The organism is Gordonia sp. NPDC003950, assembly GCF_053605205.1.
In genome coordinates, this window is record NZ_JBSGIT010000012.1 from 59,008 (window position 1) to 82,182 (window position 23,175).

Consider the following 23,175-nt stretch of genomic DNA (forward strand, 5'->3'; position numbering starts at 1 on the left):
GATGGTCCGGGACCGGGCGTCGTCCTCAGCGGGCCTTGGCTGCGGCCAGCACGCCCGGACCGAGCGGGATCACCACCGGCAGGAGGCGGTCGTCGTCGGCGACCAGCAGGGCGGCCTCGCGGGCGGCGCTGGTCATCGGATCGGTGCGGGCCGGGTCTGCGACCGCCCCGTCGGCGGCGGCGTCGTGGATCACCAGGGCCCCGCCCGGGCGCAGCATCCGGATCGACTCGTTGACGAAACGCGGCAGGTCGAGGCGCGGTCCGTCGATGAAGACCAGGTCGTAGGAGTTGTCGGACAGGCGGGGCAACACCTCACGCGGTGTGCCGTTGATCAGTCGGGTACGTCCGGGTGCTATGTCGCCGCCGGCAAACGATGCGCGTGCCGCACGGTGATGTTCGAGTTCCGGATCGATGGTGGTGAGCACGCCGTCGGCGGCCATCCCGGCCAACAGCCACAGGCCGCTCACCCCGGTCCCGGTGCCGATCTCGGCGACGGCGCGTGCGTCGACGAGACGCGCCAGCATCGCCAGGAGTGCTCCGACCGCCGGACTGACCGGTTCGGTGCCGAGTTCGGCCGCACGAAGACGGGCCGCGGCGAGGGCGTCGTCCTCGACGATGGCCGACTCGGCGTAGTCGATGAGTGCCATCCGCGGGTCGCTCGGCTGTGTACCGGTCATTCTCCCCAGGTTAGACACGCCCCGCCCGACCGACGCCGGGGCACGCCCGAATGTGGGGGACTTACGGGTGGGACCATCCGAAAGTCCGTCCGCTCCGACTTCCTCAGTGAACACTCAGCCGCATCATACGACGACCACACTGCGGTAGGAGAGGCTGAGATCACCGCGCCGGACGCTGCGGGAATAAGGTGGGCGTCGCAACGGTTCGGCATGGTGAATATCACCCACGAGTGCCACTGGTGTTGCGAGAAGGGGACCGGCCACACACGATGACCACATTCCAGGCGACCGACCATGAGGACTCCTCGGCCGCGGCCGTCGACACCGAATCCGCGGGAATAGCCTTGGGCGGGTCCACGGGATCGGATGCCGGTGTGCCCGGTGGAACCGCGGGATTCGATGCCACCGGAAATGACATGTTCATGCCGTCATGGGATGAACTGGTCCGCGAGCACGCCGATCGCGTGTACCGGCTGGCCTACCGGCTGTCGGGAAACCAGCACGACGCCGAGGACCTCACCCAGGAGACCTTCATCCGGGTGTTCCGCTCGTTGTCGAACTATCGCCCCGGCACGTTCGAGGGCTGGTTGCACCGCATCACCACCAACCTGTTCCTGGACATGGTCCGGCGTCGCAGCAAGATCCGCATGGAAGCCCTGCCCGAGGAGTACGACCGGGTACCCGCCGACACGCCCGATCCGCAGCAGGTCTACGCCGATGCATACCTCGACGCGGATCTGCAGGCGGCACTCGATTCGCTGAGCCCCGAGTTCCGGGCCGCGGTGGTCCTGTGTGACATCGAAGGCCTGTCCTATGAGGAGATCGCTGCCACCCTGGGCGTCAAACTGGGGACGGTGCGCAGTCGAATCCACCGCGGCAGACAGACGATTCGTGATCACCTCCTCGCCAACGGTCACGTCGATCGGCGGTCGGTCGCCGTCGGCAATCCGGGTCATTGACCCGTGTCGGGATTGCCGGATCGGGAACCCCGGGCTCTCCTGAATCGTTGGCAAATTCGGTAGGCTGGGTGACCGCCAGGCCCTTCGGGGGCGCGGTACCACGCAGACCTGACAGCAACAGACCTGACGGGAAGGGGTGAAAGAGGGCGATGATGGACGGCCAGCGACGGCAACCCGGCCCGGGTGAACGGCCCGGCGGCGATGGATCCGGAACCGGACAGCCCGACCTTCCCGCGAATCTGCGTCGTCGGCGGTCCTGGGGGCCGTCCGCGTGGGCCCCGGCGTCGTCGTCGTTCGCTCCCGTGCGTCGTCCGGCCGCACCCCGAGAGCGCCGTTTCGCTCCCACTCAGCACCTCGCACCCGAGGCCGTCGCGGCATTCGTCGACGGTGAGCTCGGGATGACCGCCCAGATGCGGGCGACCCACCATTTGGCGATGTGCCACGAATGCGTCGCCGCCGTCGACGCACAGGCCGCCGCCCGCACCCGGTTGCGGTCGTCGGGGACCATGGCGATCCCGTCGGGCCTGCTCGGACAACTGAGCCAGATCCCGACCCGGGAGTTCGACATGAGCGCCGAGGGCGCCCCCGCACTCGACGAGCGCCGCCCCGGCCGGCCGGATGCGGCCCACAATCCCGGGGCGCACAAACCCTCGACCGGACACCGTGCCGGGCCGCCGATGTCACCGTCCGGCGAGGCGGTGTCGGTTCCCGCGCCGCCGATGACCCGTGGTCGAATCCAGCGTTGGCGGAGCCGCTGACACGTGGCCTCTGATCAACACGGTCCGGGTGAGGACACCCGGACGGGCGCCCCTGCCGGTGACCATTCCGACAGTTTCTCCGTCGACGAGGCGCCTGCGTCGCCGAGCAGTCCCGGACATCGGGCCGACTCCGCGAGAGAGGCCTCCGAGCGCTCCGCGGCAGCGGCATCCGGGCCGGCGGCATCCGGGCCCAGTCCGTGGTCGGAGCCGAACTCCGCCGATGCGAGTGGGCCTCGCCCCGCCGCTGCGACGCAGCCGCCGCGCCACGCCCCGGTGTCACCGGCCACTGCCGCGATCTTCGGCCGCCCGAACGGGGTCGCGGGATCGTTCGCGGCCGGCCGGGAGCGCGAACAGCGCCCACAGCCGCAGGTCGCCGCACCCGATCCGGTGCTGGCCGAGGCCTTCGGCCGACCGGACGGCAGCGCCGAGACGCTCCAACGTGACCCACTCGCCTCCTTCGGGGAGCCCGCCGAGCCGGAGTCGCCGCCGGACCCGTGGCGCAATCCCGACAGTCCCGTCGTCCTCGACGGACCTGCGGTTGCCGCAGCCACCTCGCCGGTGCCGACCGTGGCCGGCCCCACACTGGGCCTCCGCGACGTTCTGTTCGGGCGCCGCGTGGCGTGGCATGCACTCGCCACGCTTGCGGTGATCGCCCTGCTCATCGGCGTCGTCGGTGGCCTGATGGGCCGCTTCACCGCCGAGGTCGCCGCACCGCTGAACAGCGACACCGTCGAATTGTCCACCGGCGACGACGGCGGCCAGGCCCCGCGATCGGATGTCGCCGCGGTCGCGCAGTCGGTGGAGAAGTCGGTGGTCGCCATCGACGTGCGACTCAGCGACGGCTCGGCGACCGGTTCGGGCTTCGTGATCGACCGGGAGGGTTACATCCTCACGAACAATCACGTGGTGTCACTGGCCGCGTCGGATCGCAACGCGAAGCTCGAGGTGGTGTTCTTCGACCGCAATCGGGTCCCCGCCCGCATCGCCGGCCGGGATCCCCGCACCGATCTCGCGGTCCTCAAGGTGGACAACGTCGCGAACCTGACCGTCGCGCAGCTCGGGAACTCCGATGACCTGCAGATCGGTGAGGGCGTCGTCGCCTTCGGTTCGCCGCTGGGACTGGATCGCACGGTCACCACCGGCATCGTGAGCGCATTGCACCGCGCGGTGCCGTTGCGTCCGGATGCCGAATCCGACACCGACGCGGTGATCGACGCCATCCAGACCGACGCCGCGATCAACCCGGGCAACTCGGGTGGCCCGTTGGTGAACATGCGCTCCCAGGTGGTCGGGATCAACACCGCGATCCGTTCCGGCAGTGGCGGTTCGGTGGGACTCGGTTTCGCGATCCCCATCGACGACGCCGTCCCGATCGCGCAGGCACTGATCCGCGACGGCAAGGTGAACCACCCGCAGATCGGGGTCAATGCGAGTTCGGTACGCAACGATCGCGTCCTGGGCGCGGAGGTCCGCAACGTCGTCGCCGGCGGTCCCGCCGACCGCGCCGGGGTCCGCGAGAACGACGTCATCGTGTCGTTCAACGGTCGGTCCATCGAGAGCGCCGATGAATTGACGGTCGCGGTGCGAACGGCGAAGATCGGTGAACCGGTGAAGTTCACCTACTGGCGAGACGGGCGCACGTTCGACGGCACCATCACGCCCGGCAGCGACTGACAGCTCGCGGGATCGGAGAAGCGTCATGTTCGACAGCGTGGGTTGGGGAGAGATCTTCATCCTCATCGCGGCTGCGCTGGTGATCCTCGGCCCGGAACGGCTGCCCGGCGCCATCAGCTGGACGATGCAGTCGGTCCGCAAGGCGCGCGACTACGCGACCGGCGCCACCGACAGCCTCAAGAACGAACTCGGCACCGACTTCGACGACCTGCGCAAGCCCCTCGCCGATCTGAACGAACTGCGCGGGATGACACCCCGATCACTGGTCACCAAACACCTCTTGAACGGCGACGAGTCGGTGTTCTCCACATTCGACAGCGTCGGGTCGACCCTGCGTTCGGCGACCGAACCGCCCACCATCAAGCCGGTGTCCAAGGCGATGCCGGCGGGGCCGGAACCCGTCACGCCGACTGCGCCCTCATTGGACAAGGGCACCCCGGTATCGGATTCGGGTCATACGACGGCACGAGGCAATCGCAGCGTCACCGATTGGGACGCAACCTGATTCGTCGGCCGAGAGGATCTTCGGGCGAGGGCGATCAGGCGTGACGGGTGGTGTCGATCCCGAGACTCATCCCGGCCAGGCCCCGACGACGGACCGCCAGCTTGTCGGCGATGGCCCGCAGGGCCGAACCCGACGTCGACTCGGGAGCCGAGAGCACCACCGGGGCGCCGGTGTCGCCGCCTTCACGCAGGGCGGTCTCGAGCGGGATCTGTCCGAGTAGTTGCACTTCTGCGCCCACCATGCGGGTGAGCCGGTCGGCGACCGTTTGCCCGCCGCCGGAGCCGAAGGGCTCGATCCGGGTGCCGTCGGGCAACTCCATCCAGGACATGTTCTCGACGACGCCGAGGATCTTCTGGCGGGTCTGCAGTGCGATCGCACCGGCCCGTTCGGCGACCTCGGCGGCCGCCTGCTGCGGGGTGGTGACCACCAGGATCTCCGCGCCCGGGATGAGTTGCGCGATCGAGATCGCGACGTCGCCGGTGCCCGGCGGCAGATCGAGCAGGAGCACGTCGAGGTCGCCCCAGTAGACGTCGGCGAGGAACTGCTGCAGCGCCCGGTGCAGCATCGGTCCACGCCAGGTGACCGGGGTGTTGTCGTTGGTGAACTGGCCGATCGAGATGAACTTCACGTCGTGGCTGATCGGCGGCATGATCATCTTCTCGACCTGGGTCGGTTTGGCGTCGCTGCCGAGCATCCGGGGCACCGAATGGCCGTAGATGTCCGCGTCGAGCACGCCGACCGACAATCCCCGCTCGGCGAGTGCACACGCCAGGTTCACCGTCACCGACGACTTACCCACCCCGCCCTTGCCGGAGGCGACCGCGTAGACCCGGGTCAGCGAGCCGGGCTGGGCGAACGGGATCACCGGTTCGGCGGAGTCGCCGCGGAGCTTCTTGCGGAGTTCGGACCGTTGTTCGTCGTCCATCACATCGAGATCGACGCGGACCGCGCCGACTCCCGGCACGTCGGCGACGGCGGTCTCGACGCGTCCGCTGATCTCGGTACGCATCGGGCAGCCGGAGGTGGTGAGGTACACCGTGATGTCGACGCTGGCATCGTCGTTGACCGTCACCGACTTGACCATGCCCAGGTCGGTGAGCGGTTTGCCGATCTCCGGATCGCGGACCTTCGACAGGGCCGCACGGATCGCGGATTCGGTGGGGGACACTCCAGTAGTCATCCCAGCCAGCTTAACCAGTGGTGGCGACGACGGGCCCGGAGCCCTGCGGGCGGAGCCCCTGTGTCACCGTGCCGGGGTGGTGCGCGGCGTCGGGGCCTGCGTGGTTCGCGGGGCGGGCTGTCCCGGGATGGTGATCCCGGGCGGCAGGCACAGCATGCCGAGGCACTGCTGGGTCGGCGTGGTGGTATTCGGTGCCGACGGGGACGACGGCCCGCTCGGTGATCCCGGTGACGGCCGTGACGCCGAACTCGAACTCGACGACGAGGACGAGGAGGCGGGCCGACGCATCTCGGGAATGGGGTTGGTCGGCATGACGCCGGTCGCGTATGCCGCAGCCCAGGCCAGGACGTTCTCGGCGTACTCGACCGAGTGGTTGTAGCGCATCACCGCGGCCACCTTGTGGCCGTCGGCCATGATGTCGGTGACGCCGGAACACAGGTAGCGGCCCGCGGAGTAGGTGGCGTCGAAGACGTTGTTCGGATCGGCCTTGCCGTCGCCGTTGGCGTCACTGCCCCAGGCGGCCCAGGTGCTCGGGATGAACTGCATGGGGCCCATCGCACGGTCATGGCTCGCGTCGCCGTCGACCCGGCCGCCGTCGGTGTCGCGGATGACCTGATTGCCGGCGAGCGAACCGTCGAGGACCGGTCCGGCGATCGGGTTGATCGTCGTGCCGTACTGGTCGACCGAACCGTTGCTCGCATGATTGGACTCGATGCGTCCGATGCCGGCGAGGAGGAACCACGGCAGTTTGCAGGCGCCGCTCTCGGATGCCACGCGGTTGGCGGCGAGTTTGTAGGCCTGCAGGACGACGCCGGGGATTCCGAGCGGACCGGACGGGAGGTCGGCGGCGATACGGAACTGCGGGGCCACCGACGGGGCGGCGGTCTGCGCGGCGGGGGGAGCGAAACCCAGCAGGGCCACCGGCTGACCCGCGGCCACCGCGGCGACCTCGACGGGCGCCTCGGGCGCGGCTGCCACCGGGATCGCACCGTCGTGTGCGCTGGAGGTGGCGGCTCCGAGGATCATCGCACCGACCAGCGCGGCGCCGACGCCGACCGAGGCGGTGCGGCGGGTGACGACGGTACGGCCTCGCGGTCCTCGGCGTAGCCGTAGGGGCCGTGGTGTCATCATCGCCGTCCACCCCGGGAGGAGGTCGCAGCGTGGGTCGGCACACCCGGTGGCGTTGCCCGTTGCGGTTTCGGCGCAATCCCCGATCTCGTCGGCAGCCCTGTCACGTCGTTCACTCCGTTGTCACTTCACGCACTATCGCCCCCCGAGGAGCACCAACTCGCGCGGCGGCCGACCACCGATCGAGAAATCGGCGACGAATCATCAACCCGCCCTGCACTGTGGTCCACCATACATTTGGGTCGGGTGTCCCAGTCGGCGAACCCCGGAATCGGGCCTCGAGACGAACATCGGCGACGGTCGATGCCGCGTTACCGCCGGTCGGTCACCGCTCAGCGCCGATGCTCGCGCGCGGGATTCGTCGGTTTCGTCGGTGTCCGCCGGCTCGGATGTGTTGCCGACCGGGCCTCGGTATCGGGATCGGTATGCCGACGCGGACCGTCGGCGGGCGTGTCGAGGTCGCGGGCGGCGAGCCGATCGACGAGGTCATCGAGCAGGTCGTCGAGCTCTTTGCGCAGGTAGTCACGGGTGACGGTGTCGCCGACGGCCAGCCGGACGGCGGCGAGCTCACGCGCGAGGAACTCGGTGTCGGCCTTGGTCTGTGCGGCCCGTGTGCGGTCCTCGTCGAGGGCGATCTTGTCGCGGTTCTCCTGGCGGTTCTGCGCGAGCAGGATCAGCGGCGCCGCGTAGGCGGCCTGGGTGGAGAACGCCAGATTCAGCAGGATGAACGGGTACGGATCCCATCGCAACGACACCGCGAACAGGTTGATGAGGACCCACACGATGACGATGACGGTCTGGATGGCCAGGTATCTGCCGGTGCCGAGGAAGCGTGCGATGCGCTCGCTGTAGACGCCGACGATGTCGGAATCGAGGTTGAAGCGTGGTCGGCGATTCTCGCGGGGCGTGTCGAGGCGCCGTCCCCGCGGTTCACTCATGAGGACACCTCATCGCTGAACTCGTCGTCGGCCGGCTCGGTCTCACGCCAGTCGCGGGGCAGCAGTTCGTCGAGCAGGTCGTCGACGCTGACGGCACCGAGCAGGTGGCCCTGATCGTCGACGACGGGCCCGCAGACCAGGTTGTAGGTCGCGAAGTAGCGGGTGACGGTCTCCAACGAATCCTCGGGTTGCAGGTGGGCCAGATCGGTGTCGAGGATGCCGCCGACGATGTTGGCCGGCGGCTCCCGCAGCAGCGCCTGCACGTGCACACAGCCGAGATATTTGCCGGTGGGGGTGGAGGTGGGCGGGCGGACCACGAAGACGATGCTGGCCGCCGCCGGGTTGATGTCGGGGTCACGGACCCGGGCCAGGGCCTCGGCGACGGTCGTCGCCGCGGTCACGATGATCGGTTCGGAGGTCATCAGGCCGCCGGCGGTGTCCGGGGAGTGCGTCAGCAGACGCCGGACCGGCTCGGATTCCTCTGGGTCCATCCGGGTCAGGAACGCCTCCGCCTCGGCGTCGGACATCTCGCCGAGCAGGTCGGCGGCGTCGTCGGGGTCCATCGCCTCGAGAACGTCGGCGGCCCGCTCGATCTCCAGGTGCGAGAGCAGATCGGTCTGGTCGTCGGGTGGGAGTTCCTGCAGCACATCGGCGAGGCGCTCGTCGTCGAGTGCGGTGGCGATCTCGTCACGCCGCTTCGCGGGCAGTTCGCGCAGGGCGTTGGCGACGTCGGCGGCGCGCATGCCCTCGAACTGCAGCAGCGCCTGCGCGACGCCCTGGCCGGGCAGGTCCAGGGTGCTCTGGGTCAGGCCCTGCACGCTCGACCACTCCACCACGTGGGTCTGCATGCGTCGCAGTCCGCGGCGACCGGCGCGGACTGCGACGCGGGAGACCACCCAGTCGCGGGTGCGGGTGCGTTCGATCCCGAGGTCGACGACGACGACCTCCTGACCACCGAGTTCGGGCAGGTCGGGATCGTCCACACGCACGCGGGTGTCCAGGATCTGTCCGATGGCGAGTGCCTCGCCGGGCCGCAGGTGCAGGCGTCGCAGGCTCACCGTGCCGGTGTTGAGGGTCACCGCATCCGGTTCGATCGCGGTGACGCGCAGCATGGGGACGAAAATTCTTCGCCGCGTGGTCAATTCGACGGCCAGACCCAGAGCGCGGGGCTGCTGGCCGGGTAACCGGACGGAGATGACGGTATCGCGCACACGCCCGATGGACTCACCGTCCGGACCCAGGACGGCCAATCCGACTAACCTGGCCACGAACACCTTGCTCACCGCCGACATGGGAGTAAGGGTAATTGCATCGCACCCCGCGGCGTGGCCACGCCACTCGTGGGTGCGACCACAGCGACAGTGTCGGACGTGAACGCACCTGATGACCGAGGAGTCCGGAGATGACCAATCCCATGCAGCCGTCGCGCCAGACGCCGGGACTGCCCACCCCGCCCAAGGGCTGGCCGATCGGCTCGTACTCCACCTACGCCGAGGCGCAACGGGCCGTGGACTATCTGTCCGACGAGCACTTCACCGTCGAGGACGTCACCATCGTCGGCGTCGACCTGATGCAGGTCGAGCGGGTGATCGGGCGACTCACCTGGGGCAAGGTGATCGGCGGCGGCATCGTGTCGGGGGCCTGGCTGGGTCTGTTCTTCGGTCTGCTGGTGTCGCTGGTGGTCACCGGGAATCCGCTGGTGCCCATCCTGGTCGGCATCGGCGGCGGCATCATCTTCGGCCTGATCTCGGCGACCATTCCCTATGCGGCCACGCGCGGACAACGGGATTTCGCGTCGACCATGCAACTCGTCGCCGGCCGCTACGACGTGCTGTGTGATCCGAAGAGTGCGGAGAAGGCGCGCGACATGCTCGCCAAACTCAACCCCTGACGTTGTGGGTCTCTCGGACGCCGGCGTTCGGTGGGCGGGGCGCCGCGGGGGTGGAGTGCATCCGACACGCCCGGGCGCACACGCCTTCTCGGATCGTCGATGCACGTCGGCGCATGCGGTGACACGGTCAGATCACGATTCTTGATGATCTGGGACGAACGCACCCATTGTGTTGATCGTCACAGGCGTGGCGGGATAGCGTAGCGTCCAGATGACGGTGGTGCTCACCGTCGTGCCCACGACATCGAGGAGGCTGCGTGCGGCGAAGGATTGGCGGCGTGCGACGCAATTCCGCGGACGGTGAGCGTAACCGCAAGTCGTCCTTGGGGATCCGTGGAAAGGCGGTGATCGCGGGCGCCGCCCTCGCGACTGTGCTGCCGATCATGACCGCGTGCGGGTCCGGATACGAAGAGGGCGTGCTCAACCTGTATCCGCCTGCCGATGGTGCGGATTCGATCAAGATCCAGGCCGATCGGTGCTCGCAGGAGTCCGGTGGTCGGTACCGCATCGTCACAACGCCCCTGCCCAAGGGTGCCGACGACCAGCGTCTGCAACTCGCGCGACGCCTGGCGGGCAACGACCACACCCTCGACCTGATGGGCATGGACGTGGTGTGGACGGCCGAGTTCGCCGATGCGGGTTGGCTGGTCCCGGTTCCGTCGGAGTACCTCGGTGAGGTCACCGCGTCGACGCTCGGCGGCCCGTTGGAGACCGCGTTGTGGCGCACGCCCGACGATGATCGCGAACAGCTGTACGCGGTCCCGATCTGGACCAACACCCAGCTGCTCTGGTACCGCAAGGACACGTTGCGGTCCCTCGGCCAGAACGCCCCCGCGACGACGTGGGAGGGCATGATCGCCGACGCCCAGAAGAGTCTCGCCGAACGCGGACCGAGCCAGATCATGGTGCAGGGACGTCAGTACGAGGGCCTGATGGTGTGGTTCAACTCCGTCCTGGCCAGTGCGGGCGGCTCGGTCGTCGATCCCGATGACCCGAACAAGGTCACGCTCAATGACACCCCGGAACACCGCGCGGCGACCGTGCGGGCGTTGCGCATCATGAAGGCCGTCGCCACCGCACCCGGACACGATCCGTCACTGACCAACTCCGACGAGGCGGCCGCCCGACTGGGGATGGAAAGTGGTGACGCGATCTATGAGGTCAACTGGCCGTTCGTGTTCAGCGGCATCCGCGAGAACTCCGCGGCCGGCTCGGTGCCCTTCCTGCCGGACATGACGCGCCACAATGACTTCCTGACCAACCTGGCCGACCCGCCGACCACCGAACAACTCCAGCAGTTGGTGCCGATCAACGACGAGATCCGGCAGAAGTTCGACTTCGCCGCGTATCCCGGTGCCGGAGAGGGCCTTCGGGCCCGCAGCACCCTCGGTGGTCTGAACATCGCGGTGGCCTCCACCTCGCAACAACGCGATCTGGCGTTCCAGGCGGCGATGTGCCTCACCAGTGAGCAGGCGCAGAAGTTCTACTCGATCAACGCCGGGACACCGCCGGTCAACCGCGCGCTCTACGACGACGACGAATTCCGCAAGACCTACCCGATGGGTGATCTGATCAAGAAGCAGCTGGAGGCCGAGAACGCCGCGCTCCGGCCGAAGTCGCCCGATTACCAGGCGATCTCGACCCTGGTGCAGGCGAAACTCTCTCCGGTGGGGGCCTGGGACCCCGAGGTCCTGGTCGATCAGCTCGCCGATGCGGTCACCAAGGCGATCAACGGGGAGGGGCTCATCCCATGACCACCGGCGACGACAACGATTCCGGACGCCGCGGGCGTCACGCCATGCCCGAGGATTCCGTGCCCGAGAACTCACCGACGTCGGGTCCCGAACAACCCGGACTGGACGTGACCGCGCCGCACACCTTCGGCAAGGCGGTGCATTCGGAGGTATGGAAGGCGCCTGCCGGGTCGGGCTCGGGTGCGACCTCGGATGCGGGTGCGGCATCGGATCGCGGTGCGACATCGGATTCCGGTGCGACACAGGCCGGTCCGGCCGACCGACCCGGGCGCTCGGCGGCGGGCGCCGGTGCGCTTCCGGCGGCGGCCGCCGCGACCGCGGTGGCGACGCGGCCCACCGGCCCGGCGCCCGCGGCGGCTCCCGGCGCCAGGAGACTCAGTGAGGGCAAGAAAGCCGAACGGCGACTGGCGTTCTGGCTGGTGCTGCCGTCGATCATCATGATGGCGCTGGTGACCGGATACCCGATCATCTATGCGGTGTGGCTCTCGCTCAACAAGGCGAGCCTGTCGGCGCCGGGGGAGCGGGAGTTCGTCTGGTTCGGCAACTACGCCACGGTGCTCACCGACGGCTACTGGTGGACGGCCTTCGGGGTGACCCTGGGCATCACGGTGGTGTCGGTGATCATCGAGTTCATCCTGGGCATGGCGATCGCCCTGGTGATGCACCGAACCCTGTTCGGCCGCGGCACCATTCGCACGGTGGTCCTGATCCCGTACGGCATCGTGACCGTGGCCGCGGCGTTCTCCTGGTACTACGCGTGGACCCCGGGCACCGGCTATCTGGCGAACCTGCTGCCCGACGGCACCGCGCCGCTGACCGAACAATGGCCGTCGTTGGCGATCATCGTCCTCGCCGAGGTGTGGAAGACCACCCCGTTCATGGCCCTGCTGTTGCTCGCCGGGCTGGCGTTGGTACCCGACGATCTGCTCAAGGCCGCCCAGGTCGACGGTGCCGGCGCGTGGACTCGCCTGTGGCGCATCATCCTTCCGCTGATGAAGCCGGCGATCCTGGTGGCGTTGCTGTTCCGCACCCTGGACGCCTTCCGCATCTTCGACAACATCTACGTCCTCACCCGGGGATCGAACAGCACCTACTCGGTGTCGATGCTCGGTTACGACAACCTGTTCAAGGCGTTCAATCTGGGTGTCGGATCGGCCATCTCGATTCTCATCTTCATCTGCGTGGCGATCATCGCGTTCATCTTCATCAAGGTATTCGGTGCCGCGGCACCGGGTTCCGATACCGAGGGGAGGTAGGTCGCATGGGTACCGGTGCAAAGCCGAAGTTCTGGTGGGCGATCGCCAACATCCTGGTGATCCTCTATGCGATCATCCCGTTGCTGTGGATCGTCAGCCTGTCGTTCAAACCGGCGTCGAGCGTCACCGACGGCAACTTCATCCCGCGCGAATTCACCTGGGACAATTACTCGTCGATCTTCTCGACGAGCGCATTCACCAGTGCGCTGATCAACTCGATCGGTATCGGGCTGATCACCACCGTGATCGCGGTCGTGCTCGGCACGATGGCCGCGTATGCGGTGGCGCGCCTGGACTTTCCGGGTAAGCGGCTGCTGATCGGTGCGGCGCTGCTGATCGCGATGTTCCCGCAGATCTCGCTGGTCACCCCGCTGTTCAACATCGAGCGCCGACTGGGATTGTTCGACACCTGGCCCGGTCTGATCCTGCCGTACATCACCTTCGCGTTGCCGCTGGCGATCTACACCCTCTCGGCTTTTTTCCGGGAGATCCCGTGGGAGTTGGAGAAGGCCGCCAAGATGGACGGTGCCACCCCGTGGCAGGCCTTCCGCAAGGTGATCGCCCCGTTGGCCGCGCCCGGCGTCGTCACCGCGGCCATCCTGGTCTTCATCTTCGCCTGGAACGATCTGCTGCTCGCCCTGTCGCTCACCTCGACCGAGAGGGCCATCACCGCCCCGGTGGCGATCGCGAACTTCACCGGCAGTTCGCAATTCGAGGAACCGACGGGTTCGATCGCAGCGGCGGCCGTCGTGATCACCATTCCGATCATCATCTTCGTGCTCTTCTTCCAACGTCGAATCGTGGCCGGGTTGACCTCCGGTGCCGTGAAGGGATAAGCCATGGCAGAAATCGTCCTGGACAACGTCACAAAGCAGTATCCCGACGGTTCCGTCGCGGTCCACTCGGTGAACATCGACATCGCCGATGGGGAGTTCATCATCCTGGTCGGGCCGTCGGGCTGCGGAAAGTCGACGACGCTCAACATGATCGCCGGGCTGGAGGACATCACCGACGGTGAGCTGCGGATCGGTGGTGAGCGCATGAACGAGCGGGCCCCGAAGGATCGTGACATCGCGATGGTGTTCCAGAGTTACGCGCTCTATCCGCACATGTCGGTGCGCGAGAACATCGCGTTCCCGCTGACCCTGGCCAAGCTGCCCAAGGCGGAGGTGGCGGCGAAGGTCGATGAGGCCGCGAAGATCCTCGACCTCGGGCCATACCTGGATCGCAAGCCGGCGAACCTATCCGGTGGTCAGCGGCAACGTGTGGCGATGGGCCGGGCGATCGTGCGCTCGCCCAAGGCATTCCTGATGGATGAGCCGCTGTCCAATCTCGATGCCAAGCTGCGTGTGCAGATGCGTGCGGAGATCTCGCGGCTGCAGCAGCGACTGGGTACCACCACCGTGTACGTGACCCACGATCAGACCGAGGCGATGACGCTCGGCGACCGGGTGGTGGTGATGCGTTCGGGTTATGTGCAGCAGATCGGTTCTCCGCAGGAGCTGTACAACAATCCGGTCAATGTGTTCGTGGCCGGATTCATCGGGTCGCCGTCGATGAACTTCATTCCCGGCCGGCTCGGTGCCGACGGCATCTCGACCCCGTTGGGAACCATTGCGCTGCACGATCAGAGTGCCGTCACCGCGGCGGCGTCGCAGGCCAAGGGCAACGGCGATGTGCTCGTCGGAATCCGGCCCGAACACCTCGAGGACGCACACCTCCTGGATGCCGATACCCGTTCGCGTGGTGTGACTTTCACCGCCGACATCGACGTGCTCGAGTCGATGGGGTCGGACAACTACGCGTACTTCTCTCTGGGCGGGACCGCCGCATCCAACGACGCGCTCGAGGAGTTGTCGGCGGATTCGGGTGCGGTTCTCGGCGGCGGGCAGTTGATCGCGCGGTTGTCGCCGGAGTCGCAGGTGCGACGCGGAACGAGCGCCGAACTGTACTTCGATCCGGCGCGGGTGTCGGTCTTCGACCAGCAGTCGGGTGCGAGCCTGCGACACGTGACAAGCGCCGGTGCCGGCGGAAGCGGTGGGGGGCTGCTCACCAAGCGGTGAGAACGTCCCCGACATCGCCACGGTGGTGTGCGGGCTGTGTGTGAGCGTCGGTTCTCACGGTGCTCACGGCGACCACGGGACGACCACGGGACGACCAAGGCCGAGTCGCGGAGGAGTTCGGCGTCGACAGCGCTCGGGGTCTCGCTGACAGCGCTCGGGATTTCACTGACAGCGCTCGCGATTTCGCTGACCGCGCTCGGGGTCTCGTTGACAGCGCTCGCGATTTCGCTGACAGCGCTCGGGACCTCGCTGACAGCGCTCGGGGTCTCGTTGACAGCGCTCGGGATTTGACTGACAGCGCCGTCAGTTGAATCCGTGCGCGGCGTCAGCGGTGTCGCGACCGGGTGCGGGCGGACGCGCGTCCGTGCCTTGCGATCACTCGGCCGACGGGGTGAGGACAACTGGTCGTCGTCGGTGCCGGAACTCCACCGCCTCACCGTCGTCGTCGATGCGGCTGGTCGCGGAGTTCGTCGATGATCTCGTCGTCCCAGATGTGCTTGCGTACCAGTCGATATCGTTCACACGCCAGCCACAGGTACAGTTCGGCGTCGCTGTCCAGGTCGGGTCGGACGTCGGCGCGACGGGCCATACGCACGACCGGCAGGAACTCCTCGCCGAACCACCGACGGGCCACGTCGGGTCGGCTGATGAACTCGCCGATCTCCTGGCTGAGGCGAAATCCCCACGCCTCCACCGATTCTGCAAGTTCGGCGTAGTCGAAGGGGTCGGCGAGGCGGATGGCCTCGGCCTGTGCGCCGCTCAGTGGGACGCGGGCCATGAAGAGTCGGCGATGATCCTTGAGGATGAGATCGGTGGGTACATTGATGCCCTCGGGTGAGATCCGGGTGTGGATCTCGGTGACGTAGGCGTCGATCGTGTGCAGGTGCCGGGCGATGGCGATGGACACCCGATGGTGGCCGTCGATCACGAAATGCAGTGAACCGATCCGGTACAGCCGCACCGGCGGCATCGATTCGCCCCGTCGCTGGGCCGCCGCCAGACGCTGCCAGCGTTCGCGGATCCGAGCCGAAGTGGGACGGAAGTACCGGTCGAAGTCCTTGGTGCGATCCACGGTGCCCACGATGGAGGAGACCTCCACCACCTGCAGGCCCAGATATGTCTCGCCCGTGCGGCCGAGTGCGGCGACCACCTCGTCGAAGGGCAGGATGGTGTTGACATCGGCCGGTTGGCGGGTGAACCACTGTGTGAGCCGGGCGAGTTCGGCCGAGCGTCGCATCCGTGCGAAGTCGTTCTCGGCGTCGGCGTCGGGAAACCCGGTGTCACGCGCCATATCTCCTCCTCGCGATCGTGCGATCGCCGGTCGCCGGATCGAAATCGAACCGGCAGTATCCGACGACGTTCATCGAGATGGTGTCGGCACCGACGATGAGGTCTCGCGGTTGCGTACCGTGCGGGTGGATGTGTCCGTGCACCAAGATCTTCGGGCGTAGATGCTCGACGAGTGGGTGGTAGCACGCGAAGCCACGGTGGGGGCGGTCGTCGGCGTCACCGGCGCCTCGGGCCGGTGAATGGGTGAGCAGGATGTCGGGGCGGAGGCGGGGCCGGCGGGCCCGCAACGACAGGCATCGCAGCCGCTGCTGCGTCTCGGTGTACTGGTTGGGGCCGCCGTTGTAGCGCACGCTGCCGCCGAGGCCGCAGATCCGGACCCCGGCCACCGTCACCACGCGTCCGTCGGCGTTGATGGCGCCCACCGGTCCCGGATCGGCGCTGGGCAGGCCGGCGCGGGTCCATCCCGATCGGCTGCGGCGGTATCCACGCAGATCGCGGTCGTGGTTGCCGGGAACGTAGACGCAGGGCGCATCGCACAGGTCGGAGAGGAGTTCGAGGTAGTCGAACGGCAGGTCGCCGGCACCGAGGATGAGGTCTGGGCGCACGTCGATGCCGACGCCGAAGGTCAGGGATTCCACGACCTCGTCCGCCACCGCCAGAATTCGTACCACATGGCCACCGTAGCCAACCGCGCACCGATATTGGGCTGAAGGCGCGTGCCGACGGCCCCCGCTTTCGGGGCGTGGCGGCGACGGGCATCGCATACACGGTGTGAGCCGGAACACAACCGGTCGAAACAGGCGAGAGGCAGTTTTTACCGTCCCTTTACCATGTTGGTTGACACGCTTTCTCGTGCAAGCGATTTGGTGCGATCCAGGGCGTGTAAACGGGTGGTGTCGCACCCGTAACGTTCCATTTGGGCTAGTGCCATATGGAAATAATCATGTTAGCTTTCCGGCAGTGAGCTCACTGTCTGCCTCACAGTCCGTCAGTTCAGGTCGCCGGCGCCCTGACCGTTCTGATCTCTGCAGAAAGCATCGTCATGACATCATCTGAGCAACCGGTCGGCGAGGTTCAGGTTCATCCGACACCGCCCCCGCCCGGGACCGGCCTCTACGGCCGGTTCGTCAACTGGGCCTCCCAGGACACCATCGAGGACTACTCGCTGCGCTATGCGCCCAAATCGTTTCGCAAGTGGTCGCCGATGGCGTGTGCGGTCGCCGCACTCGGCGGCATCGCCTACCTCGCCGACTATTCCATCGGTGCGTCGATTGCGGTCGCCCACGGATCGGCGAGTGCGATTGTCGCAATTCTTGTTGCGGCAGTGACGATTTTCCTGACCGGAATCCCGATCGCCTACTACGCGGCGAAGTACAACATCGATATGGATCTCTTGACCCGGGGAGCCGGATTCGGTTACTTCGGCTCGACGCTGACCAGCCTGATCTACGCCAGCTTCTGCTTCATCTTCTTCGCTCTCGAGGGATCGATCATGGCGCAGGCGATGAAGCGGGCCTTTCACATTCCCCTGCCGTTGGGGTACATCATCGGCTCGCTGATCATCATTCCGCTGGTGCTCTACGGCATGACGGCGCTCGCGAGGTTTCAGGTGTGGACTCAACCGTTGTGGTTGGTGCTGTTCGTTGCTCCCATCATGTTCATCGCCATCGCGGACCCGGAGGGTTTCAACGGCTTCCTCACATGGGCGGGGGACGGTGGCACCTCCCGGGTCACCGCCATCGGGGTGGGAGCCGGTGCCGGCGTGGCGCTCTCGTTGATCGCCCAGATCGGCGAGCAGGTGGACTATCTGCGCTTCATGCCGGAGAAGTCGGAGACCAGTCCGGTGCGTTGGTGGGCGGCTGTTCTCACGGCTGGACCGGGATGGGTGATTCTCGGTGCGGCCAAGCAGATCTGCGGTGTGTTCCTGTGCTTCTATGTCGTCGGCAAGGTCGGTTTCACCGCGGCCACCGAGCCTATTGAACAGTTCCTCGGCGGTTTCGGGTCGGTCATCCACAACGACGCCGTGGCGCTGGCGTTGGCGACGTTGATGGTGCTGCTGTCGCAGGTCAAGATCAATGTCACCAACGCGTACTCCGGATCGTTGTCGTGGTCGAACTTCTTCAGTCGCATCCTGCATGTGCATCCCGGTCGCGTGGTGTACCTGGGCCTGCACATCGCCATCGCCCTGGCATTGATGCTGGGCAACATGTTCGCGATCCTCAACACCATTCTCGGCTTCTACTCGAATGTGGCCATCGCCTGGGTTGGTGCCATCGTGGCCGATCTTGTGATCAACAAGCCGCTGCTGAAACTCAGTCCGTCCTACGTCGAGTTCAAACGGGCGTATCTCTACAGCATCAATCCGGTGGGGTTCGTGTCCATGCTGGTCGGCTCGGTCTTCTCGATCATGGCCTTCTACAACGCCTTTGGTGACTTCATGGCCGCCTGGTCACCGTATCTGGCACTGGCACTGGCGTTTGTGCTGTCACCACTGATCTGCGTCGCGACGAAGGGAAAGTACTATCTCGCGCGACCGAACCCGATTCGCGACGAGATCGAGAAGGAGCCGGCCTGGGCCGGACAAACGCTCCTCGACGTCGTCGACGGCAAGCGCTACGAACTGCCGGACATGGTGCACGACTGCCCATTTCACCACGGTACGGTGTCCTCGTTGACCTGCACGCTCACCAAGGAGTGCCACGACATGTGCAAGAAACCGGAGTACACGGCATCGGTGACCGCCGATGAACTCCGGGTGCAGAGCGCTCCGGTGGCGAGGGCCACCTGAGGCGTGCCCCTGGGTCGGGGGTGCGGGCGGCGTCGGTGGATGGCACATCCTTTCGCAGACGCCGCCCGTGGTCTTCGGGAGATCTGTGGTCAGGCTCCGAGTTCGGCGATCACCTGGAACTCGAGGTCGCGGGCACCGGCAAGGTAGACCGGTTGGCGCGTGTGGCTGCCGCGCATCTCGACCTCTCCGCGGGGCCCGGAGTAGACGACACCGGGCGCCGCACGGCGAATCGCGGAGGTATCCAGACTGTGCGCGGCGCGGGCCAATGAGGACAACAACATCATTCCCTCATAACAGGACTCACCGATGTTGTTCAACGTCGGGGCCTGGGGGCCGTATCGCTGCGAGTAGTGCGCGCCGAAGTTCAGATTCGATTCCGTCACCAGGCTCTCGAAGTATCCACACGCGGTATAGAGGCCGCGAGTGCTCTCCGCGCCCCCGGCGCACAGCACGTCCTCACCGATCATCATCGACAATCGGATCCGGTCGTCGTCGAGACCGGCGGCGGCGAACGCGCGGTTGAACGCGGCCGCGTCCGCGCCGACCATCAACACCAGCACGCCATCGGGGTCGGCGTCGCGGATCATGGTGACCATCGGCCCGAAGTCCCGGCCGCGCAACGGCACGAAGGCCTCACCGACGAACTCCAGGCCGTGGGCGAGGGTGAAAGACCGGGTGGCCGCGGCGGTGCTGCGAGGCCACACGTAGTCGTTGCCGACCACACACCATCGGCGGATCCCGCGATGCTCCCGCAGCCACTGCATCGCCGGAAACAGTTGCTGCTCCGGGGTTTCGCCAACCATGTACACGCCTTCGCTGTGTTCACCGCCCTCATAGAACGTGGTGTACACATACGGCACGCGTCCGGCGGTATGCGGGGTGATCACGTTGCGGGCGTTGGACAGATGCCATCCCACCACACCGTGAATCCCCTGATCGATCAATCGGTCGATGGTGGCCGACAGCTGGGGAAGTGGCGCGCCGGCGTCGACGGTGTGCAGCCGAACGGGGCGATCGAGGATGCCGTGGCTCGCGTTGATGTCGGAGAGCGCGAGTTCCGCACTCGCCTCACACGACGGGCCGAACATGCCGGCAGGTCCGCTCAGCGGGACGACGAGCGCGATGTCGACCCATGCGTCGCTGTGACGGGCGGTGCCGTCGGTGTGGGGGAGGGCATCGTTGCCGAGGTGGGGTGAGGAAGAAGAGCTGACCACGGTTGCCTCAGGGGTAGCACTGCCGAATTGCCTGCAACGGTACGACATTTTCAGCCGGGTGGCGATACGTCCGACGCGGTGATGCCGGACCGGCGGCCCGCGTTCGATGGTCGGGCGCCGATGTCGCGGCATGCGAGAGCGCCGTCAATGAGCGCGGGCGGGTGCTGTCGGGAAGAGGTGGCCGTCGTCAGTGCTGAGGTGAAACCTCGCCGCGGACGTCGCAGCGCTGCACTTGCCCGTATGATTGGGCCATCATGGATCAGTCCGTAACAGCGCGTGCCGCCGCCATCGAGGAGCTCTCACGACTTCTCAATGCCGCGTCGGCCCAAATGGATTCAGCGGTCGCGGGCGAGTTGGACGGGCTGACGTCCACGCAATGGCATGTTCTGGGTGCGCTCGAAGGTGGTGCTGGGCAACCCATGTCGGCGCTCGGTGCCATCACATTGCTGCCCGGGCCGAGTCTGACCCGGCTGATCGACGCGATGATCGACGACAACCTGGTGCACCGGAGGGTCGACGAGACCGATCGTCGTCGGGTACTCGTGTTCGCGACTCGGCGCGGTACCGCGCTCTACACACGTTCGCGGACGCGGATCGCCCGTTCGGACGCCATCGCCGAATTGCTGGCCGATCCGGCCGGACCGCCGGCGCGGGTCATCGAGCTGATGAGGCTACTGGCGCCCGTCGCCGACGTGGCGCACTGAGGGCGCCGCATCGGCGACGGGGTGAAGCCTGGCGGAGTCAGAAACTGGCGTGCGGTGCTCCCATGCCCGGATCGATGGTCACCGGGCCCTCCTTGGAGGGGGCCACCGGAAAATCGAAGATCGCGGTCGGAATATACACCGTCGCACAAGAATTGGGTATGTCGACGACGCCGGACAGCCGCCCCTCGATGGGTGCCGACCCGAGTAAGAGGTACGCCTGCTCCGGACTGTAGCCGAAGGTCGTGAGGTAGTCGATGGCGTGCAGACAGGCGCGCTGATAGGACAGGTCCGAGTCGAGATAACGCTGTTCGCCGTCGAGGGTCACCGACGTCCCGGAGAAGGCGATCCACTCCGAGTACTGCGGATCGGTGTTGCCGGGCATGAAGATGGCGTTCTCGGTGACGCCATAGGTCGCCATACCGCCCTTGATGAGGTCGACGTGCAGATCCATGAATCCGCCCATCTCGATGGCGCCGCAGAAGGTGATCTCGCCGTCACCCTGGGAGAAGTGCAGATCGCCGAACGACAGGTGGGCGCCGTCGACGAACACCGGGTAGAAGACCCGGGTGCCCTTGGTGAGGTTCTTGATGTCCTGATTGCCGCCGTTCTCCCGTGGCGGAGCCGTCCGCGCGGCTTCGGCTGCGACACGGTCGAATTCGGCGCCGGACAACGAGCCGAGGATGGCGCCGTCCGGCTCGGGCGGTAGCGCCAGCGGTGGCACCCGGTCGGGATCGGTGGCGATCAGCGCCGCCTCACGGGCGTTCCAGGTGGCCAGCAGCCCGGGACTCGGTGCGGTACCCATCAACCCGGGATGCACGATGCCGGTGTACTTCACGTGCGGAACATGCCTGCTGGTCGCGGATTGGCCGGCGAAATCCCAGATGGCCTTGTAGGCGTCCGGAAACTTCTCGGTGAGGAATCCGCCACCGTTGGCGGTGGCGAAGATCCCGGTGTAACCCCATCCCTGACCGGCAAGAGGGCCGGAATCCTCCTGGGGAATCGGGCCGACGTCGAGGATGTCGACGATGAGCAGGTCGCCCGGCTCGGCGCCCTCGATCGCGAACGGGCCGGACAGGGTGTGCACATTGTTGAGCGGCGCGCGCAGGATATCCTCGGCGGAATCGTCGTTGTGGATGGCGCCGTCGAACCATTCGCGGCAGTGCGCCCGGAAGGTGTCGCCGGGTTTGACGGTCACCGCGGCCGGAATGTCGGGATGCCACCGATTGTGACCGACGATCCGTTGATCGGTGAATGACTTCGACGAGTCCAGCGGGTAGAGCAACTCGGGCATGACGGTCTCCTCGCGGTGTGCACGGTCGATGCTGACGAATCATTCCGTATGGAACTATTCGATCGCTACGATATCCCGGATCGGCAGTCGCCGCGTTAATTGCGGATGACGTTGCGGGCGAACCCAGGATCTGTCGAGCAGGATGCCGTCACTCTGCGCTAGTTTCATCTCCATGCCGACCTACGTCTTTCGCTGCGCCGGCCATTGTGCCGATGTCGAACAGGTTCACACGATGGCGTCGGTGCCCGATGCGGTCGACTGCGCGCACTGTGGTGGCGTGGCGTCGCGGATCATCGGGTCACCCGCGCTCGGTGTGGGGAACACCGCCGCGATGCGTCTGCAGGACACCACTCGGGCCTCGGCCGACCGGCCGGCCGTCGTGTCTGCGGTCCCACGGCGCGGTCGGGGCACGACCCCGATCAGCACCAATCCGATGCATCGGCGGCTTCCCCGTCCCTGACGCGGGACGCGGCGCCGGGGTGCGTCGCAACCGACTACGGTGGAGCGTTGTGAGTCCCTCCGTCACTGACAGTGTTCGCCGTCATCTCGTCGACGTGTTGGGGGTGACGCCCCAGCGGGCATCGGTCACTTTTCTGGGTGTGGAACCGATCGACGTGGAACGGTTTGTCCTCGATGACGGCGTCGTCTACGCCACGGTGGGTTGCGCACGCCATCCGATGTCGGATCCGGGTGACCTCCACCCCGATCCGCTGCGCGGGCCGCGAGCAGAGTTGATCGTCCGGATGCGTGCGGGGACGCCGATGCCCGGTCTGCACCGCCGGCTGGCGACGGTGGCGGCCGCACCCGCGGTGGAGGGATTGATCCTGGCGCCGGATGCCCTGCTCGATCTCGGCGAATCGCTGTGGGATGGTGCGGCATTCACCGCCTTGGTGACCGAGGTCGACGTTCTCGGGGATCTCGAACTGGCGGCGCCGATGGATCCGGTGACGTTCCTGCGGGCGATTCCCATCACCGCCAATGAAGCGGCGTGGGTGCGTCTCAAGGGTGTCGATGCGTTGCGCGAGGCGTGGACGGAGGCCGGGATCGACATCACCGATCCGCGGCGGTCGGCGGCGACGCTCGGATCGTGAGCGGGGAGAGAGTCC

22 protein-coding genes are annotated in these 23,175 nt (G+C 66.9%); 13 read left to right on the top strand and 9 right to left on the bottom strand.

Features of this window, described 5'->3' with window-relative positions:
- Positions 1-25 precede the first annotated feature (25 nt).
- Positions 26-676: an O-methyltransferase gene (locus tag ACWETB_RS12530; protein ID WP_452211408.1), complete on the bottom strand. Its 651-nt coding sequence runs from the start codon at positions 674-676 to the stop codon at positions 26-28.
- Positions 677-945: 269 nt separating this feature from the next.
- On the opposite strand from ACWETB_RS12530, the gene sigE reads away from it, so the two are divergent.
- The 4 genes from sigE to tatB all read left to right on the top strand — a co-directional run bounded on the left by sigE (position 946) and on the right by tatB (position 4,572).
- On the top strand, positions 946-1,635 hold the full coding sequence (gene sigE / locus ACWETB_RS12535) for an RNA polymerase sigma factor SigE (RefSeq protein WP_348808506.1): 690 nt from the start codon (positions 946-948) through the stop codon (positions 1,633-1,635).
- Positions 1,636-1,784: 149 nt separating this feature from the next.
- Entirely contained in the window at positions 1,785-2,393 is a 609-nt protein-coding gene (locus ACWETB_RS12540; protein WP_449744994.1) for a zf-HC2 domain-containing protein, read from the top strand.
- Between the two features lie 3 nt (positions 2,394-2,396).
- Entirely contained in the window at positions 2,397-4,067 is a 1,671-nt protein-coding gene (locus tag ACWETB_RS12545; protein ID WP_449744995.1) for a trypsin-like peptidase domain-containing protein, read from the top strand.
- Between the two features lie 25 nt (positions 4,068-4,092).
- On the top strand, positions 4,093-4,572 hold the full coding sequence (gene tatB / locus ACWETB_RS12550) for a Sec-independent protein translocase protein TatB (protein WP_449744996.1): 480 nt from the start codon (positions 4,093-4,095) through the stop codon (positions 4,570-4,572).
- A 34-nt stretch (positions 4,573-4,606) separates the two neighbouring features.
- On the opposite strand, the gene ACWETB_RS12555 is transcribed toward tatB, so the two are convergent.
- From ACWETB_RS12555 to ACWETB_RS12570, 4 genes are all read right to left on the bottom strand, one after another.
- The gene (locus tag ACWETB_RS12555) at positions 4,607-5,752 is read right to left on the bottom strand and encodes an Mrp/NBP35 family ATP-binding protein (RefSeq protein WP_449744997.1); all 1,146 of its coding nucleotides are present in this window, start codon (positions 5,750-5,752) and stop codon (positions 4,607-4,609) included.
- 63 nt (positions 5,753-5,815) lie between these two features.
- Complete coding sequence (locus ACWETB_RS12560) at positions 5,816-6,880, bottom strand: lytic transglycosylase domain-containing protein (protein ID WP_449745002.1); 1,065 nt, start codon at positions 6,878-6,880, stop codon at positions 5,816-5,818.
- 332 nt (positions 6,881-7,212) lie between these two features.
- Entirely contained in the window at positions 7,213-7,818 is a 606-nt protein-coding gene (locus ACWETB_RS12565; protein WP_449744998.1) for a DUF1003 domain-containing protein, read from the bottom strand.
- Positions 7,815-9,110 carry a magnesium transporter MgtE N-terminal domain-containing protein gene (locus ACWETB_RS12570; RefSeq protein ID WP_452211411.1) on the bottom strand — a complete coding sequence of 432 codons (1,296 nt, stop codon included), beginning with the start codon at positions 9,108-9,110 and terminating at the stop codon, positions 7,815-7,817. Before ACWETB_RS12570 ends, ACWETB_RS12565 begins: the two co-directional genes overlap by 4 nt.
- Before the next feature lie 110 nt (positions 9,111-9,220).
- Here ACWETB_RS12570 and ACWETB_RS12575 point away from each other — a divergent pair, with 110 nt between their 5' ends.
- From ACWETB_RS12575 to ACWETB_RS12595, 5 genes are all read left to right on the top strand, one after another.
- Positions 9,221-9,709 carry a general stress protein gene (locus tag ACWETB_RS12575; protein WP_452211413.1) on the top strand — a complete coding sequence of 163 codons (489 nt, stop codon included), beginning with the start codon at positions 9,221-9,223 and terminating at the stop codon, positions 9,707-9,709.
- Between the two features lie 383 nt (positions 9,710-10,092).
- Positions 10,093-11,463 (top strand): extracellular solute-binding protein, encoded by a 1,371-nt coding sequence (locus ACWETB_RS12580; RefSeq protein WP_449744602.1) that lies wholly within the window; start codon positions 10,093-10,095, stop codon positions 11,461-11,463.
- Positions 11,460-12,719, top strand: a complete 1,260-nt coding sequence (locus ACWETB_RS12585; RefSeq protein ID WP_348808499.1) for a carbohydrate ABC transporter permease — start codon at positions 11,460-11,462, stop codon at positions 12,717-12,719. The genes ACWETB_RS12580 and ACWETB_RS12585 overlap by 4 nt, the downstream gene beginning before the upstream one ends.
- Before the next feature lie 5 nt (positions 12,720-12,724).
- Positions 12,725-13,555: a carbohydrate ABC transporter permease gene (locus ACWETB_RS12590; protein WP_449744593.1), complete on the top strand. Its 831-nt coding sequence runs from the start codon at positions 12,725-12,727 to the stop codon at positions 13,553-13,555.
- Positions 13,556-13,558: 3 nt separating this feature from the next.
- Positions 13,559-14,782 carry an ABC transporter ATP-binding protein gene (locus tag ACWETB_RS12595; RefSeq protein WP_452211416.1) on the top strand — a complete coding sequence of 408 codons (1,224 nt, stop codon included), beginning with the start codon at positions 13,559-13,561 and terminating at the stop codon, positions 14,780-14,782.
- A 433-nt stretch (positions 14,783-15,215) separates the two neighbouring features.
- Here the strand turns inward: ACWETB_RS12595 and ACWETB_RS12600 are convergent, their stop codons facing one another.
- Together ACWETB_RS12600 and ACWETB_RS12605 are read right to left on the bottom strand one after the other, a co-directional pair.
- Positions 15,216-16,073, bottom strand: a complete 858-nt coding sequence (locus tag ACWETB_RS12600) for a chromosome partitioning protein ParB (protein WP_452211418.1) — start codon at positions 16,071-16,073, stop codon at positions 15,216-15,218.
- Positions 16,063-16,743 (bottom strand): metallophosphoesterase family protein, encoded by a 681-nt coding sequence (locus ACWETB_RS12605; protein ID WP_449744590.1) that lies wholly within the window; start codon positions 16,741-16,743, stop codon positions 16,063-16,065. Before ACWETB_RS12605 ends, ACWETB_RS12600 begins: the two co-directional genes overlap by 11 nt.
- Before the next feature lie 371 nt (positions 16,744-17,114).
- On the opposite strand from ACWETB_RS12605, the gene ACWETB_RS12610 reads away from it, so the two are divergent.
- Entirely contained in the window at positions 17,115-18,860 is a 1,746-nt protein-coding gene (locus tag ACWETB_RS12610; protein ID WP_449744589.1) for a purine-cytosine permease family protein, read from the top strand.
- Positions 18,861-18,949: 89 nt separating this feature from the next.
- On the opposite strand, the gene ACWETB_RS12615 is transcribed toward ACWETB_RS12610, so the two are convergent.
- Positions 18,950-20,074 carry a substrate-binding domain-containing protein gene (locus ACWETB_RS12615; protein ID WP_449744588.1) on the bottom strand — a complete coding sequence of 375 codons (1,125 nt, stop codon included), beginning with the start codon at positions 20,072-20,074 and terminating at the stop codon, positions 18,950-18,952.
- A 254-nt stretch (positions 20,075-20,328) separates the two neighbouring features.
- Here ACWETB_RS12615 and ACWETB_RS12620 point away from each other — a divergent pair, with 254 nt between their 5' ends.
- The gene (locus tag ACWETB_RS12620; RefSeq protein ID WP_449744587.1) at positions 20,329-20,778 is read left to right on the top strand and encodes a MarR family winged helix-turn-helix transcriptional regulator; all 450 of its coding nucleotides are present in this window, start codon (positions 20,329-20,331) and stop codon (positions 20,776-20,778) included.
- A 37-nt stretch (positions 20,779-20,815) separates the two neighbouring features.
- Here the strand turns inward: ACWETB_RS12620 and fmdA are convergent, their stop codons facing one another.
- The gene (gene fmdA, locus ACWETB_RS12625) at positions 20,816-22,069 is read right to left on the bottom strand and encodes a formamidase (protein ID WP_449744586.1); all 1,254 of its coding nucleotides are present in this window, start codon (positions 22,067-22,069) and stop codon (positions 20,816-20,818) included.
- Between the two features lie 172 nt (positions 22,070-22,241).
- Between fmdA and ACWETB_RS12630 the strand changes: the two genes are divergently transcribed.
- Positions 22,242-22,529 (top strand): FmdB family zinc ribbon protein, encoded by a 288-nt coding sequence (locus ACWETB_RS12630; RefSeq protein ID WP_449744585.1) that lies wholly within the window; start codon positions 22,242-22,244, stop codon positions 22,527-22,529.
- Positions 22,530-22,578: 49 nt separating this feature from the next.
- Positions 22,579-23,160 carry a suppressor of fused domain protein gene (locus ACWETB_RS12635; RefSeq protein ID WP_449744584.1) on the top strand — a complete coding sequence of 194 codons (582 nt, stop codon included), beginning with the start codon at positions 22,579-22,581 and terminating at the stop codon, positions 23,158-23,160.
- Positions 23,161-23,175: the final 15 nt, after the last annotated feature.

Excerpts from the sequence above, each read along its gene's own strand:
- ACWETB_RS12555 (WP_449744997.1), bottom strand. The coding sequence starts at position 5,752 with ATGACTACTGGAGTGTCCCCCACCGAATCCGCGATCCGTGCGGCCCTG.
- ACWETB_RS12575 (WP_452211413.1), top strand. The coding sequence starts at position 9,221 with ATGACCAATCCCATGCAGCCGTCGCGCCAGACGCCGGGACTGCCCACC.
- ACWETB_RS12565 (WP_449744998.1), bottom strand. The coding sequence starts at position 7,818 with ATGAGTGAACCGCGGGGACGGCGCCTCGACACGCCCCGCGAGAATCGC.
- ACWETB_RS12580 (WP_449744602.1), top strand. The coding sequence starts at position 10,093 with ATGACCGCGTGCGGGTCCGGATACGAAGAGGGCGTGCTCAACCTGTAT.
- ACWETB_RS12595 (WP_452211416.1), top strand. The coding sequence starts at position 13,559 with ATGGCAGAAATCGTCCTGGACAACGTCACAAAGCAGTATCCCGACGGT.
- ACWETB_RS12610 (WP_449744589.1), top strand. The coding sequence starts at position 17,115 with ATGACATCATCTGAGCAACCGGTCGGCGAGGTTCAGGTTCATCCGACA.
- ACWETB_RS12600 (WP_452211418.1), bottom strand. The coding sequence starts at position 16,073 with ATGGCGCGTGACACCGGGTTTCCCGACGCCGACGCCGAGAACGACTTC.
- ACWETB_RS12630 (WP_449744585.1), top strand. The coding sequence starts at position 22,242 with ATGCCGACCTACGTCTTTCGCTGCGCCGGCCATTGTGCCGATGTCGAA.
- fmdA (WP_449744586.1), bottom strand. The coding sequence starts at position 22,069 with ATGCCCGAGTTGCTCTACCCGCTGGACTCGTCGAAGTCATTCACCGAT.
- ACWETB_RS12530 (WP_452211408.1), bottom strand. The coding sequence starts at position 676 with ATGACCGGTACACAGCCGAGCGACCCGCGGATGGCACTCATCGACTAC.
- ACWETB_RS12570 (WP_452211411.1), bottom strand. The coding sequence starts at position 9,110 with ATGTCGGCGGTGAGCAAGGTGTTCGTGGCCAGGTTAGTCGGATTGGCC.
- ACWETB_RS12620 (WP_449744587.1), top strand. The coding sequence starts at position 20,329 with ATGGATCAGTCCGTAACAGCGCGTGCCGCCGCCATCGAGGAGCTCTCA.
- ACWETB_RS12540 (WP_449744994.1), top strand. The coding sequence starts at position 1,785 with ATGATGGACGGCCAGCGACGGCAACCCGGCCCGGGTGAACGGCCCGGC.
- ACWETB_RS12590 (WP_449744593.1), top strand. The coding sequence starts at position 12,725 with ATGGGTACCGGTGCAAAGCCGAAGTTCTGGTGGGCGATCGCCAACATC.
- tatB (WP_449744996.1), top strand. The coding sequence starts at position 4,093 with ATGTTCGACAGCGTGGGTTGGGGAGAGATCTTCATCCTCATCGCGGCT.
- sigE (WP_348808506.1), top strand. The coding sequence starts at position 946 with ATGACCACATTCCAGGCGACCGACCATGAGGACTCCTCGGCCGCGGCC.
- ACWETB_RS12560 (WP_449745002.1), bottom strand. The coding sequence starts at position 6,880 with ATGACACCACGGCCCCTACGGCTACGCCGAGGACCGCGAGGCCGTACC.
- ACWETB_RS12585 (WP_348808499.1), top strand. The coding sequence starts at position 11,460 with ATGACCACCGGCGACGACAACGATTCCGGACGCCGCGGGCGTCACGCC.